Annotated in this window: 15 protein-coding genes; 10 read left to right on the top strand and 5 right to left on the bottom strand. The window is 73.0% G+C overall.

The window, feature by feature from the left end:
* The first annotated feature begins 251 nt into the window (after nt 1-251).
* From J2S22_RS06095 to J2S22_RS06085, 3 genes are all read left to right on the top strand, one after another.
* A complete protein-coding gene (locus J2S22_RS06095) occupies nt 252-2,300 on the top strand; it encodes a c-type cytochrome (RefSeq protein WP_272778371.1) in 2,049 nt (682 codons plus the stop codon).
* Between the two features lie 52 nt (nt 2,301-2,352).
* On the top strand, nt 2,353-3,327 hold the full coding sequence (gene bchO / locus J2S22_RS06090; RefSeq protein ID WP_272778376.1) for an alpha/beta fold hydrolase BchO: 975 nt from the start codon (nt 2,353-2,355) through the stop codon (nt 3,325-3,327).
* A gap of 115 nt (nt 3,328-3,442) precedes the next feature.
* Nucleotides 3,443-3,874, top strand: a complete 432-nt coding sequence (locus J2S22_RS06085; RefSeq protein WP_272780805.1) for a hypothetical protein — start codon at nt 3,443-3,445, stop codon at nt 3,872-3,874.
* 18 nt (nt 3,875-3,892) lie between these two features.
* Here the strand turns inward: J2S22_RS06085 and J2S22_RS06080 are convergent, their stop codons facing one another.
* A complete protein-coding gene (locus tag J2S22_RS06080) occupies nt 3,893-4,525 on the bottom strand; it encodes a LysE family translocator (RefSeq protein ID WP_272780806.1) in 633 nt (210 codons plus the stop codon).
* A 181-nt stretch (nt 4,526-4,706) separates the two neighbouring features.
* Between J2S22_RS06080 and J2S22_RS06075 the strand changes: the two genes are divergently transcribed.
* The 3 genes from J2S22_RS06075 to J2S22_RS06065 all read left to right on the top strand — a co-directional run bounded on the left by J2S22_RS06075 (nt 4,707) and on the right by J2S22_RS06065 (nt 6,666).
* Nucleotides 4,707-5,066, top strand: a complete 360-nt coding sequence (locus J2S22_RS06075) for a BA14K family protein (protein ID WP_272780807.1) — start codon at nt 4,707-4,709, stop codon at nt 5,064-5,066.
* A gap of 237 nt (nt 5,067-5,303) precedes the next feature.
* Nucleotides 5,304-5,606 (top strand): hypothetical protein, encoded by a 303-nt coding sequence (locus tag J2S22_RS06070; RefSeq protein WP_272780808.1) that lies wholly within the window; start codon nt 5,304-5,306, stop codon nt 5,604-5,606.
* A gap of 85 nt (nt 5,607-5,691) precedes the next feature.
* Entirely contained in the window at nt 5,692-6,666 is a 975-nt protein-coding gene (locus J2S22_RS06065; protein ID WP_272780809.1) for a Bug family tripartite tricarboxylate transporter substrate binding protein, read from the top strand.
* A 58-nt stretch (nt 6,667-6,724) separates the two neighbouring features.
* Here the strand turns inward: J2S22_RS06065 and J2S22_RS06060 are convergent, their stop codons facing one another.
* Complete coding sequence (locus J2S22_RS06060; protein WP_272780810.1) at nt 6,725-7,120, bottom strand: DUF1127 domain-containing protein; 396 nt, start codon at nt 7,118-7,120, stop codon at nt 6,725-6,727.
* 221 nt (nt 7,121-7,341) lie between these two features.
* Here J2S22_RS06060 and J2S22_RS06055 point away from each other — a divergent pair, with 221 nt between their 5' ends.
* The gene (locus tag J2S22_RS06055; RefSeq protein ID WP_272780811.1) at nt 7,342-8,220 is read left to right on the top strand and encodes a LysR substrate-binding domain-containing protein; all 879 of its coding nucleotides are present in this window, start codon (nt 7,342-7,344) and stop codon (nt 8,218-8,220) included.
* Between the two features lie 303 nt (nt 8,221-8,523).
* Nucleotides 8,524-9,276, top strand: a complete 753-nt coding sequence (locus tag J2S22_RS06050) for a hypothetical protein (RefSeq protein ID WP_272780812.1) — start codon at nt 8,524-8,526, stop codon at nt 9,274-9,276.
* A 64-nt stretch (nt 9,277-9,340) separates the two neighbouring features.
* Here the strand turns inward: J2S22_RS06050 and J2S22_RS06045 are convergent, their stop codons facing one another.
* Entirely contained in the window at nt 9,341-10,546 is a 1,206-nt protein-coding gene (locus tag J2S22_RS06045) for a hypothetical protein (protein ID WP_272780813.1), read from the bottom strand.
* A 274-nt stretch (nt 10,547-10,820) separates the two neighbouring features.
* Between J2S22_RS06045 and J2S22_RS06040 the strand changes: the two genes are divergently transcribed.
* On the top strand, nt 10,821-12,017 hold the full coding sequence (locus tag J2S22_RS06040; RefSeq protein WP_272780814.1) for a patatin-like phospholipase family protein: 1,197 nt from the start codon (nt 10,821-10,823) through the stop codon (nt 12,015-12,017).
* A gap of 112 nt (nt 12,018-12,129) precedes the next feature.
* Nucleotides 12,130-13,152 (top strand): LLM class flavin-dependent oxidoreductase, encoded by a 1,023-nt coding sequence (locus J2S22_RS06035; RefSeq protein ID WP_272780815.1) that lies wholly within the window; start codon nt 12,130-12,132, stop codon nt 13,150-13,152.
* 307 nt (nt 13,153-13,459) lie between these two features.
* On the opposite strand, the gene J2S22_RS06030 is transcribed toward J2S22_RS06035, so the two are convergent.
* Nucleotides 13,460-13,714: a hypothetical protein gene (locus J2S22_RS06030; RefSeq protein ID WP_272780816.1), complete on the bottom strand. Its 255-nt coding sequence runs from the start codon at nt 13,712-13,714 to the stop codon at nt 13,460-13,462.
* 242 nt (nt 13,715-13,956) lie between these two features.
* Nucleotides 13,957-14,142, bottom strand: a 186-nt coding sequence (locus J2S22_RS06025; protein WP_307155806.1) for a hypothetical protein, incomplete at its 5' end; no start/stop codon positions are given.

Here is a 14,142-nt window from a genome sequence, read left to right as displayed (position 1 = left end):
CGCGTCGCATCCAGTGGCGGGGCTCCGGCCCGCAGCCGCACCCCGAGTGTCCGGCGCGCGTGACACGCCGCCGTCGGATCTGATCACGTCGGCCCGCGGCGGTACGACTTTCGCTCCGCGGAGGAACCACGGCGGCCGCAGACCGCTTTCGTCATTGCGCCTCGAGTGCATCTCGAGCGCATGCGGTGTCGCACCGATCCGAGGACCGACCTGCGGAGATGACGAACGACGCACCATCCGCGCGGTCGGCCGTGCGAGTCGACGCGGAGACGGCCTCCGACGCGGCCGCTCCGTCGCCGCGGTCGCACCGCCTGCTGCGCTGGAGCGTCGCGGCGCTCGTCGCCGTGCTGGCGCTCGACGCGGCGCGCTCGCTGATCGCGCATCTCGCCTGGAACGAGCCGGCGTCGCTGTGGCAGCCCGCGGCGACGCAGTTCGCCGACATCGTCTGGCCGCCCGCCGCGGGCGTCGCGGCCGGCGCGTCGCGCGGCGCGCGCCTGTACGGCGAGAACTGCGCGATCTGTCACGGTCCCGAGGGACGCGGCAACGGCGCCGCCGCACCGTCGCTCGGTCCGCGGCCGCGCGATCTCGTCGCCGACCCGTTCAAGTTCAAGACGACGCCGGAGGGCGAGCCTCCGACCCGCGCCGATCTGCACAAGGTGGTCGCCGACGGTCTCGTCGCCAGCGCGATGCCGGGATTCCGCGGCGTGCTGTCCGATGCCGACATCGACGCGGTCCTCGATCACCTCGGCACGCTCGGCACCCCCGTCGCGGACGACGACACGCCGCGCCTGCGGGTGCCGCCGCGGCCGCCCGTCACGGCGGCGACGGTCGCGCGCGGCGCGGCGCTGTATACCGAGCAGGGATGCGGCGGCTGTCACGGCGACGCTCTCGCGGGCGGCACGCCGATGCGCGACGCGCACGATCACGAGGTGACGAGCCGCGATCTCACCGCGCCGTGGACGTTCCGGGGCGGCGCCGCACCCGCCGACGTGTTCCTGCGCCTTTCGACCGGCATGGCGCCGGCGCCGATGCCGGCCTATGCGCATCTCTCCGAGACCGACCGCTGGGCCCTGGTCGCGTTCCTGGAGTCGCGCGCGCGTCCGGCGCCGGGCGCGCCCGGCAGCGTGCTGGCCGGCCCCGGCCAGTCGCCCGATCCGCTGGTGCGCGGCCGTTATCTGGTGCGCGCCGGCATGTGCGGGCTCTGCCACACCGAGGTGAGCGCCGGCGGCATCTATCGCGACGAGCGCTATCTGGCCGGCGGCATTCGCATCGGCGCGCATCCGCAGGGCGTGTTCGTCAGCCGCAATCTCACGCCCGACCGCGAGACCGGGCTCGGTGCCTGGAGCGAGGCCGACATCGCCCGCGCGATCCGCGACGGCCGCACCGAGACCCGCCTCCTCAACGTCTGGAGCATGCCCTGGGTGTTCCTGCACGGGCTCTCGGATCCGGATGCGCTCGCCATCGCGCGCTATCTGAAGACCCTCCCGCCCGTGCACAACGCGGTGCCGGCGCCGCTCCATTACGGCACCCTGGAGACGGCGCTCGCCAAGCTGTTCAGCGGCGAGGTCTGGCTCGGCCGGCCGAAGACCATCACCTATGCGAGCGGCAACTACGCCAACCCGAAGGGCCCCGATCTCGCCCGCCTGCAGGACGGGCTGGTGGCACTGCAGCTCCTCGTCGCCGCCGCCTGGCTCGCCGGGCTGGCGCTCGCCATCCCGCGCCGGCTGTGGGTGCCGCTCGGCCGGCGCAGCTGGCGCGGCGTCGCCGGCTGCACGGCCGTGCTCGCCGTCTACGCCACGCCGATGCTCGGCATGCTGCCGGCCGACATGGTGTCGCGCGAGGCGCTGCGCGAGGTGCCGCGGCCCGACACGGCGGATCTCGGGCCCGAGCGCGCCGCCCTGGTCGAGCGCGGCCGCTATCTGTTCGTCAACGTCTCCTGCGTGTTCTGTCACGGCCCCGACGGGCGCGGCGGGCTGAAGCTCAGCGGCCTGCCCGGCACGCTCTACACGGCCAACATCACGTCCGACCGCGCGGCCGGGCTCGGCGCCTGGAGCGACGCCGAGATCGCCCGCGCGATCCGCAGCGGCGTCGGCCGCCACGGCCGGCCGCTCTACTGGCAGGCCATGCCGTGGGATCACTTCTCCAATCTCGACGAGGAGGACGTGACGGCGCTCGTCGCCTATCTGCGCCGGCTGCCGCCGGTGGCGCAGCCCGTCCCCGCCTATCGCCCGCCGTCGCCAGACGACTGCGCCGTCTACACGGTGTGGACGGAACCAAACACGGCTCCCGGCTGTCGATGAAGAAACGCACGACACACGCGTCAACCCCCGATCAGGAGTCACCCCCGTGACCATGCCGGCCTCTCGTGACGTCTCGACCCCGCCGCCGCCGAAGGGCGGCCCGCTGCCGAAGCTCTCCTGGGAGAGCGACGGCCGCGACTGGCCGAACCGCGGCACTAGCCGCTTCGTCACCGCCGCCGGCATCCGCTGGCACGTGCAGGAGGCCGGGCGCGGCCCCGTGCTGCTGCTCGTCCACGGCACCGGCTCGGCGACGCATTCGTGGCGCGACATGCTGCCGCTCCTGGCCCGCAACTTCACCGTGGTGGCGCCCGATCTGCCCGGTCACGGCTTCACCGAGACGCCGGCCGCCGAGCGCCTCTCGCTCGACGGCATGGCCGAGGATCTCGCCGCGCTCCTGCAGGCGCTCGGCCGCGCGCCGGCGATCGTCGCCGGGCATTCGGCCGGCGCCGCCGTGCTGGCCCGCCTGTGCCTCGACCGGCGCATCGCGCCGCTCGCCCTGGTCGGACTCAACGCGGCGATGCTGCCGATCGGCGGCCTCGCCGGCCGCCTGCTGACGCCGTTCGCGCGGCTGCTCGCGGCGAGCGACCGGGTGCCGCGGCTGTTCGCCCGCTTCGCGGCGAGCGACCGTTTCGTCGAGAAGATGATCTCCGACACCGGCTCGGCGCCCGATCCGGACGGCGTCCGCTATTACGGGCGGCTCACCCGCAATCCCGGCCATGTGGCGGCCGCGGTGCGGATGATGGCCAACTGGCGCCTGCCGCCGCTCGCCCGCGACCTGCCGGACCTGAAGACCCGGCTGGTGCTGGTCAGCGGCGGCAACGACAAGACCATCGCGCCGAAGGACGCCGCCCGGGTCCGCGCCATGGTGCCGGGGACCAGCCTGCTCACGCTGCCCGGGCTCGGCCATCTCGCCCACGAGGAGGACCCCGGGGAGGCCTGCGCCATCCTGGTGCGGGTCGGGCGCGAGGCCGGGGTGCTGCCGCGGATCCACGCGGCCGACGACGTGATCCCGATCGCCGCCGAATAGCCGCACCGGCGGCCGGCGCCACCATCCAGCCGGGAGGCGTCGAACCGAAACGCCTCGCGCGTGTTATCTTGGTCGACCGCGCCGTGTCGGCGCGGTCAACCGAGGGAGATGGACCATGGGCCGCGTGCAGGATGCGTTCGTCGCGGGACGCGGCGCGCAGACGCCGGGACGGGCCGAAGGGGGCGCCGCTCCGTCGGCCTTCGATCGCGGCGTCGCCTGGGCCCGCGAGGTGCTGCTGCCGGCGATCGAGCAGGCCAATGCCGAGCTCGGCGCCCACGGCGTCCAGTTCCGGGTCGACACCAATCTCGATCCGCGCTCGACCGGTCACGCCCATGTCGACTTCTGGATCGCCCCGACCGGCGAGCAGAGCGGCGGCAGCCCGCACGGGCTGCGCCACTCGATCAACGTGCGCGAAGGCCGGGACGTGTGGCTCTACCGGCACGGCGACGCCGGCCAGTTGCTCGGCACCGTCGACGAGATGAACGCCGAGGCCTGCGAGACGCTGCTCGCCCGCGCCGCCGGGGACTACGCCCGCACGGCGGGGTGACGCCGGTTCGCGCCGGGCTCAGCGCTCGGCGAGCGCCAGCTTGACGCCGAGCGCCACGAACGCCGCCGCGAAGGCGCGGCGCAGCCAGGTCAGCACGGCGGGCCGGGTGATCACGTGGCGGCGCACCGCCGCCGCGGCGACGCCGTAGACGACGAACACGGCGAAGGTCATCAGCATGAACACGGCGGACAGCTCCAGCATGCGCAGGAGCGGCGCCACCTCGCCGGCCGCGACGAACTGCGGCAGGAAGGCGAGGAAGAACAGCGACAGCTTGGGATTGAGGATGTTGATCAGCACGGCCCCGACCACGATGTCGCGGGCCGGGCGCGGCGCCGCCGGCGCGGCGCCGTCCGCCGGGTCGACGCGCAGCGCACCGTGCTCGCGCAGCGTCTGCCATGCCATCACCAGCAGATAGGCGACGCCGGCGAGCTTGACGATCTGGAACAGCAGCGCGCTGGTGTGCAGCAGCGCGGCGAGGCCGAGCACGGCGGCCAGCATGTGCGGCACGATCCCGAGCGTGCAGCCGAACGCCGCCGCGACGCTCGCGCGCCGGCCGCGCGAGAGCCCTGCCGCCAGCGTGTAGAGGACGCCGGTGCCGGGCGAGGCGACGACCACCAGCGAGGTGATCAGGAACTCGGGCGAGAGCTGCATCGGCGGGGGCCTCGTGGGATCGTCGCGTCTCGGGAGCGGAGTGGATCGACACGTAGCGCGACGGGCGCCGGTGCGCCACCCGGTTTCATGGCACCGTGCGCGTTACCGAAGTTTCACGAAACGCAGGCCCGCCGGAGCCGTTTCCCTCCCGATGGCTTCGACGACAGAAACGGGAGGCTCCATGATCTCGACCAGGATGAAGATCGCGTCCGGCGCGCTGGCACTCGGTACCGCGCTGGTGTTCGCGGCTCCGCAACCGGCGGACGCGCAGCGCTGGCGCCACGGCGGCGGGCATCACCGTCACGGTGGCGGCTGGGGTGGCCCGGCCGCGGCCGGCATCGCCGGCTTCGCCACCGGGGCGATCATCGGCGGCGCGCTCGCCTCGCAGCCGAACTACTACGGCGGCGGCTACGGCCCGGCGCCGGGCTATGGCGGCGCCGACCCGAACGCGGTGGCATACTGCCAGCAGCGCTTCAAGTCCTACGATCCCGCCTCGGGCACGTATCTGGGCTACGACGGCGTCCGGCATTCGTGCCCGTGACGCCGGGACGCGCAGCACCTTTCCCCGACCGACCTGCCTGACGCGAGCGCCCCGGCCGTCCCTCGACCGGGGCGCTCTGCGTCGTGCCGCCGCCCGGTGCGGTGCCCGCCGCGGGGCCGTAACACCGCCGCGCGATCGTCGTTGTCGAAGGCGCCGCCGCCTCGACCGAGGTCCCGCCCGCGGCGCGGTCCCGGGTTCGTCCCGCCGTCTCACCTCATCCCGCCAGGAGACCGCACGATGCGTCTTGCCCTCACTGCCGCCGCGGCGGCCGCCGCCGTCCTGGTCGCCGCCGCTCCGGCGAGCGCCCGCTTCTTCGATCCCGCCGTGAAGGCCGCCGAGCCGCTGGCCGAGCAGGTGGCCTGCCGGGTGGTGCGCGAGCGCATCGTGCGTCCGAACGGCCGGGTGATCTACGAGACCCGCCGCGTCTGCTCGCCCGGTCCCGGCCCGCGCGCCGGCATGGGCGGCTGCCGCACCGTGCGCGAGCGCATCGTCCGTCCCAACGGGACCGTGGTCTACAAGAGCATCCGCCGCTGCGGCTGAGCGCGCCTTGCCGGAAGCGGGCCGCGGGGGCTATGAACGCCGTTTCGGCGTCCCCCGCGCTCCCGCCCCGCTTCCGGATTCTCCGATGATCGATCGCCGTCTGCTTCTCGGCGCCGCGCTGGTTCCCGCCCTGGTCCGCCCCGCGCTCGCGCAGGGCCCGTGGCCGGCCCGCCCCGTCACGGTGGTCGTGCCCTATCCGCCGGCCGGCTCGGTCGACCTCGTCGCCCGCGCCATCGGCGAGCCGATGACGCGCGCGCTCGGCCAGCCGGTCGTGGTGGAGAACCGCGGCGGCAGCGGCGGCTCGGTCGCCGCCCAGGCGGTGGCGATCGCCGACCCGGACGGCTACCGGCTGGTGCTCGGCACCCAGCAGACCCACGGCACCAACGAGGCGCTGTATCCCTCGATCGGCTATCGCACGATCGAGAGCTTCGCGCCGATCTGCCAGGTCTGCACGGTTCCGCATGCGCTGGTGGTGAAGAAGACTCTCCCGGTCGCCACCGCGTCCGAGCTGGTGGCGCTGCTCAAGCGCGAGCCCGGCCGGCTGAACTACGGCTCGACCGGCATCGGCTCGTCGTCGCACCTCGCCTGCGAGCTGTTCAAGATCAAGGCCGGGGTCGAGGCGCAGCACGTGCCCTACCGGGGCGGCGGGCCGCTCGCCCAGGACCTGATGGCCGGCGTCGTCGACTTCGGCTTCATCGCCATCGCCAACATCCGCGGCCAGCTCGAGGGCGGCCTGGTGCGGGCGCTCGCCATCGCCTCGTCGAAGCGGGTGCCGCTGATGCCCGACGTGCCGACGCTCGCCGAGGCCGGCGTGCCGGACGTCGACGCCGACGCCTGGTTCGCCTATTTCGCCCCGGCGAAGACGCCGGCGGACCGCATCGCCCGCCTCGCCGAGGCGATCGAGGGCGGCCTGTCGGCCGACGCGGTGCGCGAGACCTTCGACCGCAACGCCGTGGTCGCCCGCTTCCGCCCGACCGCCGAGATGCCCGCCTTCGTCGCCGCCGAGGTGAGGAAATGGGCCGAGGTCGTCCGCCTCGCCAATCTCGTCGAGGCGAAGTGATCAGCCTTCAGGTGGGCAGGATTCGCCGACGGCGCGCCCTGCCCACGTGGCGCCCCGGTCACGAGAAGCGCATCGCCCTGCCGGCATGGTCGTCGGCCGTCTCGGTGGCGCCGTCGTCGTCCGGCACCACCGAGGGGGCGGCCAGGACCCGGCGCAGCAGTCCGCCCGGGCGCCGGCGCGGCTGCCGCCGCTCGCCGGCGCGCCGCGCCAGCAGCGCGGTCGGGTCGCGCCACAGCGGCTCGGCATAGGCGTCGGCGACGTCGCTGCGGGTGAGCCCGATGTCGGACAGCATGCGGTCGTTGAAGCCGGCCAGCATCGCGGCCTCGCGGCGGTGTTTCACGGCCTCGGCCACGCGGGTGGCGCGCATCGCTACCGTCCCGATCGCCGTGGCGATCGCCCGGAGACCACGCAGGCCGGGCAGGGGAACGATGCGGAATTGCGTCAGCGCCGTCATGGCGACCTCCTGTTGGTGGCGGCGCGGCATCGTCGACGTCCACCTCCGAGGACGCCACCCGAAAAGCCGTGCGATTGCCGAGGCGCGGAGAATGCCACTCCAGGATTGATGACGAAAACGAATGTTTTTAATCTGCGGCATCAGCCGGGGTGATGAATGCCCCGGCACGGGCCGGACGCCGATCGGGCCCCGATCGGTCCCCCCCCGGGCACGAGGCCGCCATGACCACCCTGCTCGACGTCGACCAGCTCCGCACCTTCGTGGCCATCGCCGAGACCGGCTCGTTCACGCGCGCCGCCGAGATCGTCCACAAGACCCAGTCGGCCGTGTCGATGCAGATGAAGCGGCTGGAGGAGCGCATCGCCCGGCCGCTGTTCGCCCGCGACGGCCGCCAGTCGAAGCTGACCGAGGACGGCGAGCGGCTGCTCGACTACGCGCGGCGCATCGTCAAGCTCAACGTCGAGGCGGTGTCGGCCTTCGGCGACGCCGAGCTGTCCGGCCGGGTGCGGCTCGGCGTGCCGGACGACTATGCCGACCGCTACCTGCCCGAGATCATGGCGCGCTTCTCGCGCGTCTATCCGGGCGTCGAGCTCACGGTGTTCTGCGAGCCGTCCTCCGACCTGATCCTGCGGCTCGACCGCAACGAGATCGACATCGCCATCGTGACCAGCTGCGGGGCCTACCGGGCCTCCGAGATCTTCCGCCAGGAGAAGCTCCTGTGGGTGACGTCGAGCCGCCACGCGACGCATCTCGACACGCCGCTGCCGCTGGCCCTCGGCCGGCCGAGCTGCAACTGGCGCGAGGCGGCGATCGACGGCCTCGACTCGATGGGGCGCACCCACCGGCTCTTGTTCTCCAGCGGCAATGCCGGCGCCATCTCGGCCGCCGTGCTGGCCGGGCTCGCCGTCTCGGTGCTGCCGACCTCGGGCCTGCGCCCCGGCATGCGCGTGCTCACCCCGGCCGACGGCTTCCCCGAGCTGCCGCCCTGCCGGATCGGCCTGCTGCGCAACCCGCACGAGCCGTCGGCGCTCGCCGACGCGCTCGCCGGCCATATCGTGTCGTCGCTCGACAATCTGTCGGCCGGCGCCGCGGCGGAGTGAGCCGACCGGCCCGATCCGTGCCCGGGCTGGCTCCTCGGGTCGAGGGCGGCGGGACGCCCTGTCGCGCCGCGCGACGGGCCGGCCGGACGGCTGCCCCGCGGAACTCTCCCGCATCGGCGGGTTTGTTCCTCGCGTGCGGATCGTCTCACGTCGTGACATTCGACGTGACAGAGACGTCTGTCAGATCGATCTGACACCGCGGTCTCTGCGACTCCGTGCCGAAACGACGCTGCGGCTCCGCCCCATCCGGCGCGCCATGGGCAGCGTCATGACCGAGACGCCTCGCCACGGAGCCGGACGACGATGCTCGATCGCGTGACCCCCTTCGCCGCATCCGGCGACGCCGATCTCGAACGCTGGAGCACGGCCGAGCTGAAGGCGCGGCTGCTCGCACTGGTGGACGGACGCCACGACGCGAGGCAGAGCGACAAGCTCGCTCTGCTCGATCGCGAGCTGATGCCGCTGTTCACGGCGCTGGCGCGCCGCAATCCGATTCCGCGCGTCGAGGATCAGGTCGTCGCCGTGCAGGGCGTGTGGACCCCGGCGTGGTCGACGATCCCGTTCCACGACGCCATTCCGGGCCGCGTGTTCGACCAGTCCTATCAGGTCTTCCGGCACGACGGCTTCTACGCCAACATCGCACACCACGTGCCGGGGCAGCGCGGCGGGCTGATGGAGAAGCTCCGCTCGGTTCTGGCCGGCGCCAACCTGATGATCATCCAGAAATACGACATCGCCGACGGCCGCTGGCTGATCCGCAACATCGGCATCGAGGTGGCGCTGGTGCGGGCCGATCGCGATCTCGACATTCCGGCCGCCGAGGCGTGGTTCGCGGACGTGATGGCGAAGAAGGGCGATCGTTATCAGGAGGCCGCCGATCTCGGCACGCCCGACCTCTCCGCCCTCGACGCCGCCGCGGCCAGGAAGCTCGGCAAGACCTTCAAGGCGGCGCCCCAGATGGAGAACGTCTACATGGACGCCGACCTCCGCCTGGTCACCAGCCGCCGCGAGGCGAACCAGCGTCCGTCCTGGACGATCGGCGTGCGGCGGAAGTAGCCGGGCCTGCGCCGGGCGAGACGGGGCGCCCGCACGGGGCGACCCGCCGCGGCCGTCGCGCCGGTCACAGCCCGACCTTCGTCACCACGAGCGCGCTGCCGTTGTTGTAGGCGTGGGCGTAGAACGTCCCGCCGCTCTTGACGCCGTCGACGATGTAGGCGGTCTGGCTCGCGTCGTTGCCGACCATCAGCACGGCCGGCTCGCCGGTGGCGAAGCCGCGGTCGAGCCAAGTGCACTCGCCGGGCTGCGGAGCCGTGCTGGTGCCGGCGCTGCTGCCCGGGGCGAAGCGCAGCGTCACCTGGGTCGCGCCCGTCACCTCGGCCGACATCTGCCCGCCCGAGCTGCACACCAGCGGGGCCGAGGCGGGCGCCGCCACCTGCTGCGGCGGCGTGATCACCTGGGTCACCGGGCGGGGCGCCACGGTCTGGGCGACGACGCGCTGCGGCTGCACGCGCTGGGGATAGGCCTGCTGCTGCGCATGGGTCTGGTGCGGATACACGGGCACCGGGACCGGGACGGGCAGCGGCGTCACCACCAGCGGGCCGCGGTGCGGCGGGCACATCAGCCTGCCGCGGACCGTCACGCAGTTGCCCGGCCCCGGGCCGACCTCCGGCTGCGTCTGGGCCTGGCCCTGGCCCTTGTTCGGGCCGGGCACACAGGGCGTGTTGCCGATGCACGGCAGCGGGCCCGGGTTCGGGCTGGGCTTGCTGTCGGCATGTTTCGGAACGAGCGGATTGTCCGGCGCCTTGGGATCGACCGTCGAGTCGCCCGGCTTGATCGGGCCGCTGTGCTTCGGAGGGAACGTCGGCGACAGCGGGCCGCCCGGCCTGGTCGGGCCGATCCTGTCGCTCTTCGGCAGCGTGAAATCGGGCTTCTTCGGGCCGGCCGGAGTGTTCGACCCGACCCGATCGTCCTTCGGCAGCGGAAACTTCGGCTTGAAGGGACCGACCGCCGGACCGGCGGCGGGACCCGAGCTCGGCTTGATGGAGTCCTTCGGCAGCAGCAGCACGTGCGGCTTGACCGGCTTGGACGGGGTCGCCGCGGACGTCGTCGCGCTGGTCTGCGTCGGCGACTTCGGGAGCGGCTTCGTCAGCGGAACCGGCTCGAGCCGAGGCCGGGTCGCGCCGACCCCGCCGGTCTGGACCGGGCGCTTGACGGTGAGCTGGCCGGGCCGTGCGGCCGGGTCGGCAGGGGCAGCGACACTCGACGACGCAGACGCGACAACGAGCAGAGCCGAGGCAAGAGCGGCAGGTCCGAGATGCCTGGTCATGACGTCCCTCGCTTGCTTGTTCGTCCTCCGGCCCGATGCCGGCGATGATCGAACGATCGGCGAACCGGGGGTTGTGCTCTGTGAGGCATCTCACACGGAACGGCGCTCGCGTGAGGTCGTGAGCGCGCCGCCGCGCCTGCTGCTGCCGCGGCGGGGGCGACGGAAACACTTCGAAACGCCCGAACAAGTATCGCCCCCATTGCCGCCACCTCGGTCCTGTTGATCTCCGTCCGTCGATGCGGGGCACGCGCGGTGCCCGCCGGAACAGGACACGATGACCCCGAGACTCCAGGCCGCCGGCGCCCTCCTCGCTCTCGCGTCGCTCGCGGGCTGTGCGAGCCTGCCGCGCGAGGCGTTCACGCGGCTGGAGCAGGAGCGCGCCGCGGTCGCCGGCTACGGCCGCATCCGCGAATGGGCGGATGCGTCGCCGCGCGTGCTGGGCAGCTTCGTGGCGCCGCCCGGGGCTCGCGCCGGCGTCGACGTGCTCGCCATCTCGGGCGGTGGCGCCGGCGGGGCGTTCACGGCCGGGCTGCTGAAGGGCTGGAGCCGGAGCGGCCGCCGGCCGGCCTTCGCGATCGTCACCGGGGTCAGCACCGGCGCCCTGATCGCCCCGTTCGCGTTTCTCGGCCCGGACGACGACGGCGTCCTGGAGCGGCTGTACCGGACCGGGGTGTCGACGTCGCTCCACAGCCTGCGCAATCCCATCGACATCCTGGCCGGCAACGGTCTCCTCGATCCGGCGCCGCTGCAGCGGCTGATCGCCGAGAACGTCGATGCCGACCTGATCGCGCGGATCGGGGCGCAGCACCGCGGCGGGCGGCGTCTGTTCGTCGTCACCACCAATCTGGACGCCCAGCGGCCGGTGGTCTGGGACATCGGCGCCATCGCGGCGAGCGGCCGGCCCGACTCCGTCGCACTGGTGCGGACCATCCTGCTCGCCTCGGCGAGCATTCCGGCCGTCTATCCGCCGGTGCTGATCAGATCGCGGGCCGGCGAGAAGCCGATCGACGAGATGCATGTCGACGGCGGCGCGGCGATGCAGTTCTTCCTGCCGGTCGACGCGCTGGCCGAGTCGGTGCCGAAGCGGGCCCGGACCTCCGTCCGTCTCTGGGTGGTCGTCAACAACACGCTGCCGCCGGAGTTCGGCATGACCGAGCACGGCACCATCGCGGTCGGCTACCGGTCGTTCGCGACCCTGGTGAAGTCCCACGCCGAGGACAACGCCCGGGTCGCCTTCGCCGGCGCGCAGCGGCACGGCTATGACTTCGACCTCGCCTTCATCGACCGGCAGGTCGAGTTCCAGCCCGACCGCCCGTTCGCGCGGGATTACATGGAGACCGTGTTCGTCATCGGCGAGCAGCAGGGGCTCTCCGGCGCGGCCTGGCGGAAGACAGTGGAGGGCATCGGCCTCGCCGGTCCGGACGCCGCCCCGCGGCCGGAGACGACGGCGCGCGCCGGCGCCGCGCCGTAGCGGCTCCCGCCGCAGGCGGGGGCAGGGGGCTGCCGGCCCTCCTGGCGCGGCGGAACCGGATGAATAGATAAGGCGCACCGCCGTCGCGTCCCCCCAGCAGAAGACCTCCACGATGAAGCACATCGGCTTTCTCTCCTTCGGCCACTGGACCCCGTCGCCGCGCTCGCGGACGCGCTCGGCCGCCGACGCGCTGCTCCAGTCGATCGAGCTCGCGGTCGCGGCCGAGGAGCTCGGCGCCGACGGCGCGTATTTCCGCGTGCACCACTTCGCCCGTCAGCTCGCCTCGCCGTTCCCGCTGCTGGCGGCGATCGGCGCGCGCACGAAACGGATCGAGATCGGCACCGCCGTGATCGACATGCGCTACGAGAACCCGCTCTACATGGCGGAGGACGCCGGCGCCGCCGACCTGATCAGCGGCGGGCGCCTGCAGCTCGGCATCAGCCGCGGCTCGCCCGAGCAGGTGATCGACGGCTTCCGTCACTTCGGCTACGCGCCGGGCGAGGGGGAGACCGACGCCGACATGGCGCGGCGGCATACGCAGGTGCTCTTGGACGTGCTGCGCGGCGAGGGCTTCGCCAAGCCCAATCCGCGGCCGATGTTTCCGAACCCGCCGGGCCTCTTGCGCCTCGAGCCGCATTCGGATGGATTGCGCGACCGAATCTGGTGGGGCGCCGCCACCAATGCGACGGCCGAGTGGGCGGCCCGCCTCGGCATGCACCTGCAGAGCTCGACCCTGAAGATCGACGAGACCGGCGAGCCCTTCCACGTCCAGCAGGCCGCGCAGATTCGCCGCTTCCGCGCCGCCTGGGCGGAGGCCGGGCACGCCCGGCCGGCGCGGGTGTCGGTGTCGCGCTCGATCTTCGCGCTGGTCGACGACCGCGACCGCGCCTGGTTCGGCCGCAGCGGCGACGGCGAGGACCAGATCGGCTTCCTGAGCGAGACCGAGCGCGCCATCTTCGGCAAGAGCTACGCGGCCGAGCCGGACGCGCTGATCGAGCAGCTCCGTAAGGACGAGGCGATCGCCGAGGCCGACACGCTGCTGCTCACCGTGCCGAACCAGCTCGGCGTCGACTACAACGCCCACGTGATCGAGGCGATCCTGACCCACGTGGCGCCGGCGCTCGGCTGGCGGTGACGTGGTGGCGGCCGGCGGCGGGACCGTGGCGGGGCATAGGCGCCAAGACAGGTTCGGAGGCACAGCCTCTCGATCGTCGTCGTCCACGGAGGCGACGGCTTTGCATTATTGGTCATTCCGGGACGGCGCGCAGCGCCGGACCCGGAATCCAGCCAAAAATGCCGAGTTCGGCGCTGGATTCCGGGCTCGCGCCTTTGGCGCGCCCCGGAATGACCATGGAAAGCCCTTGCCTGCGCGGACGACGACGATCGAGAGGCCGTGCCTTCGATCTCGCCTTGGCCGCGAAGCGCCGCGTCCCGTCGTGCCGCTACGGCGCCGGCGCAAGCTGCTCGTCGGTCCGCGGCGTCGCCGACCGCGGCGGCCGGCCGCGCGGCCTGGGCGCCGACGGCTTCTGTCCGGCGTCCTTGCCGCCGATGCGGGCTTGCAGCTCGGCCAGCTTGGCCTGCCGCTCCTCCAGCTCCGCCCTCTCGGCGGCGATCTTCTGATCGAGCGCCGCCTGCGCATCCTCGATCATCGTCAGCAGCTCCTCCGACGACATGTCGGAATACTTCGGCGCATCCATCAGTCCCACTCCTGTCCCGACTCGGCGATTCGAGCCGGCTCGGCGATCGCCAAAGAACATAACAGGAACATGATTTCAAGCCCGCACCGTAGGGCGGATGGGCGCAGGGACCCGGTGACAGGTGCGATCGGCTCGGAGCCTCGCCGCAGTCCGGCTCCGTAGCCCGGGTGGAGTGAAACGAGACCCGGGATCCGCGGCCCGGCCGACCCGGCCGTCGCTGCGAGGCTGGGCAAGAAAGCGCTTCAGGCCTGGAGGGCGGAGAGTGGTCGCGGGGAGGCTTTCGTTCGGGCGCTTTCGGCCGCGAATCGGGCCAGGAGGCGCACGGCGGCGCGCATGAGGGGCTGGACGGCGTTCCGGGCGCCGCTTGCGAGCAGTTCGGCGGCGCATTCGGCCAGGCAGGCCACGAACCGGTCGAGGCCGAGGATGCC

Origin of the sequence: Rhodoplanes tepidamans, from assembly GCF_030813915.1 — a bacterium.
Lineage (GTDB): Bacteria > Pseudomonadota > Alphaproteobacteria > Rhizobiales > Xanthobacteraceae > Rhodoplanes > Rhodoplanes tepidamans.
This window is presented reverse-complemented; position numbering and strand designations above follow the sequence as displayed.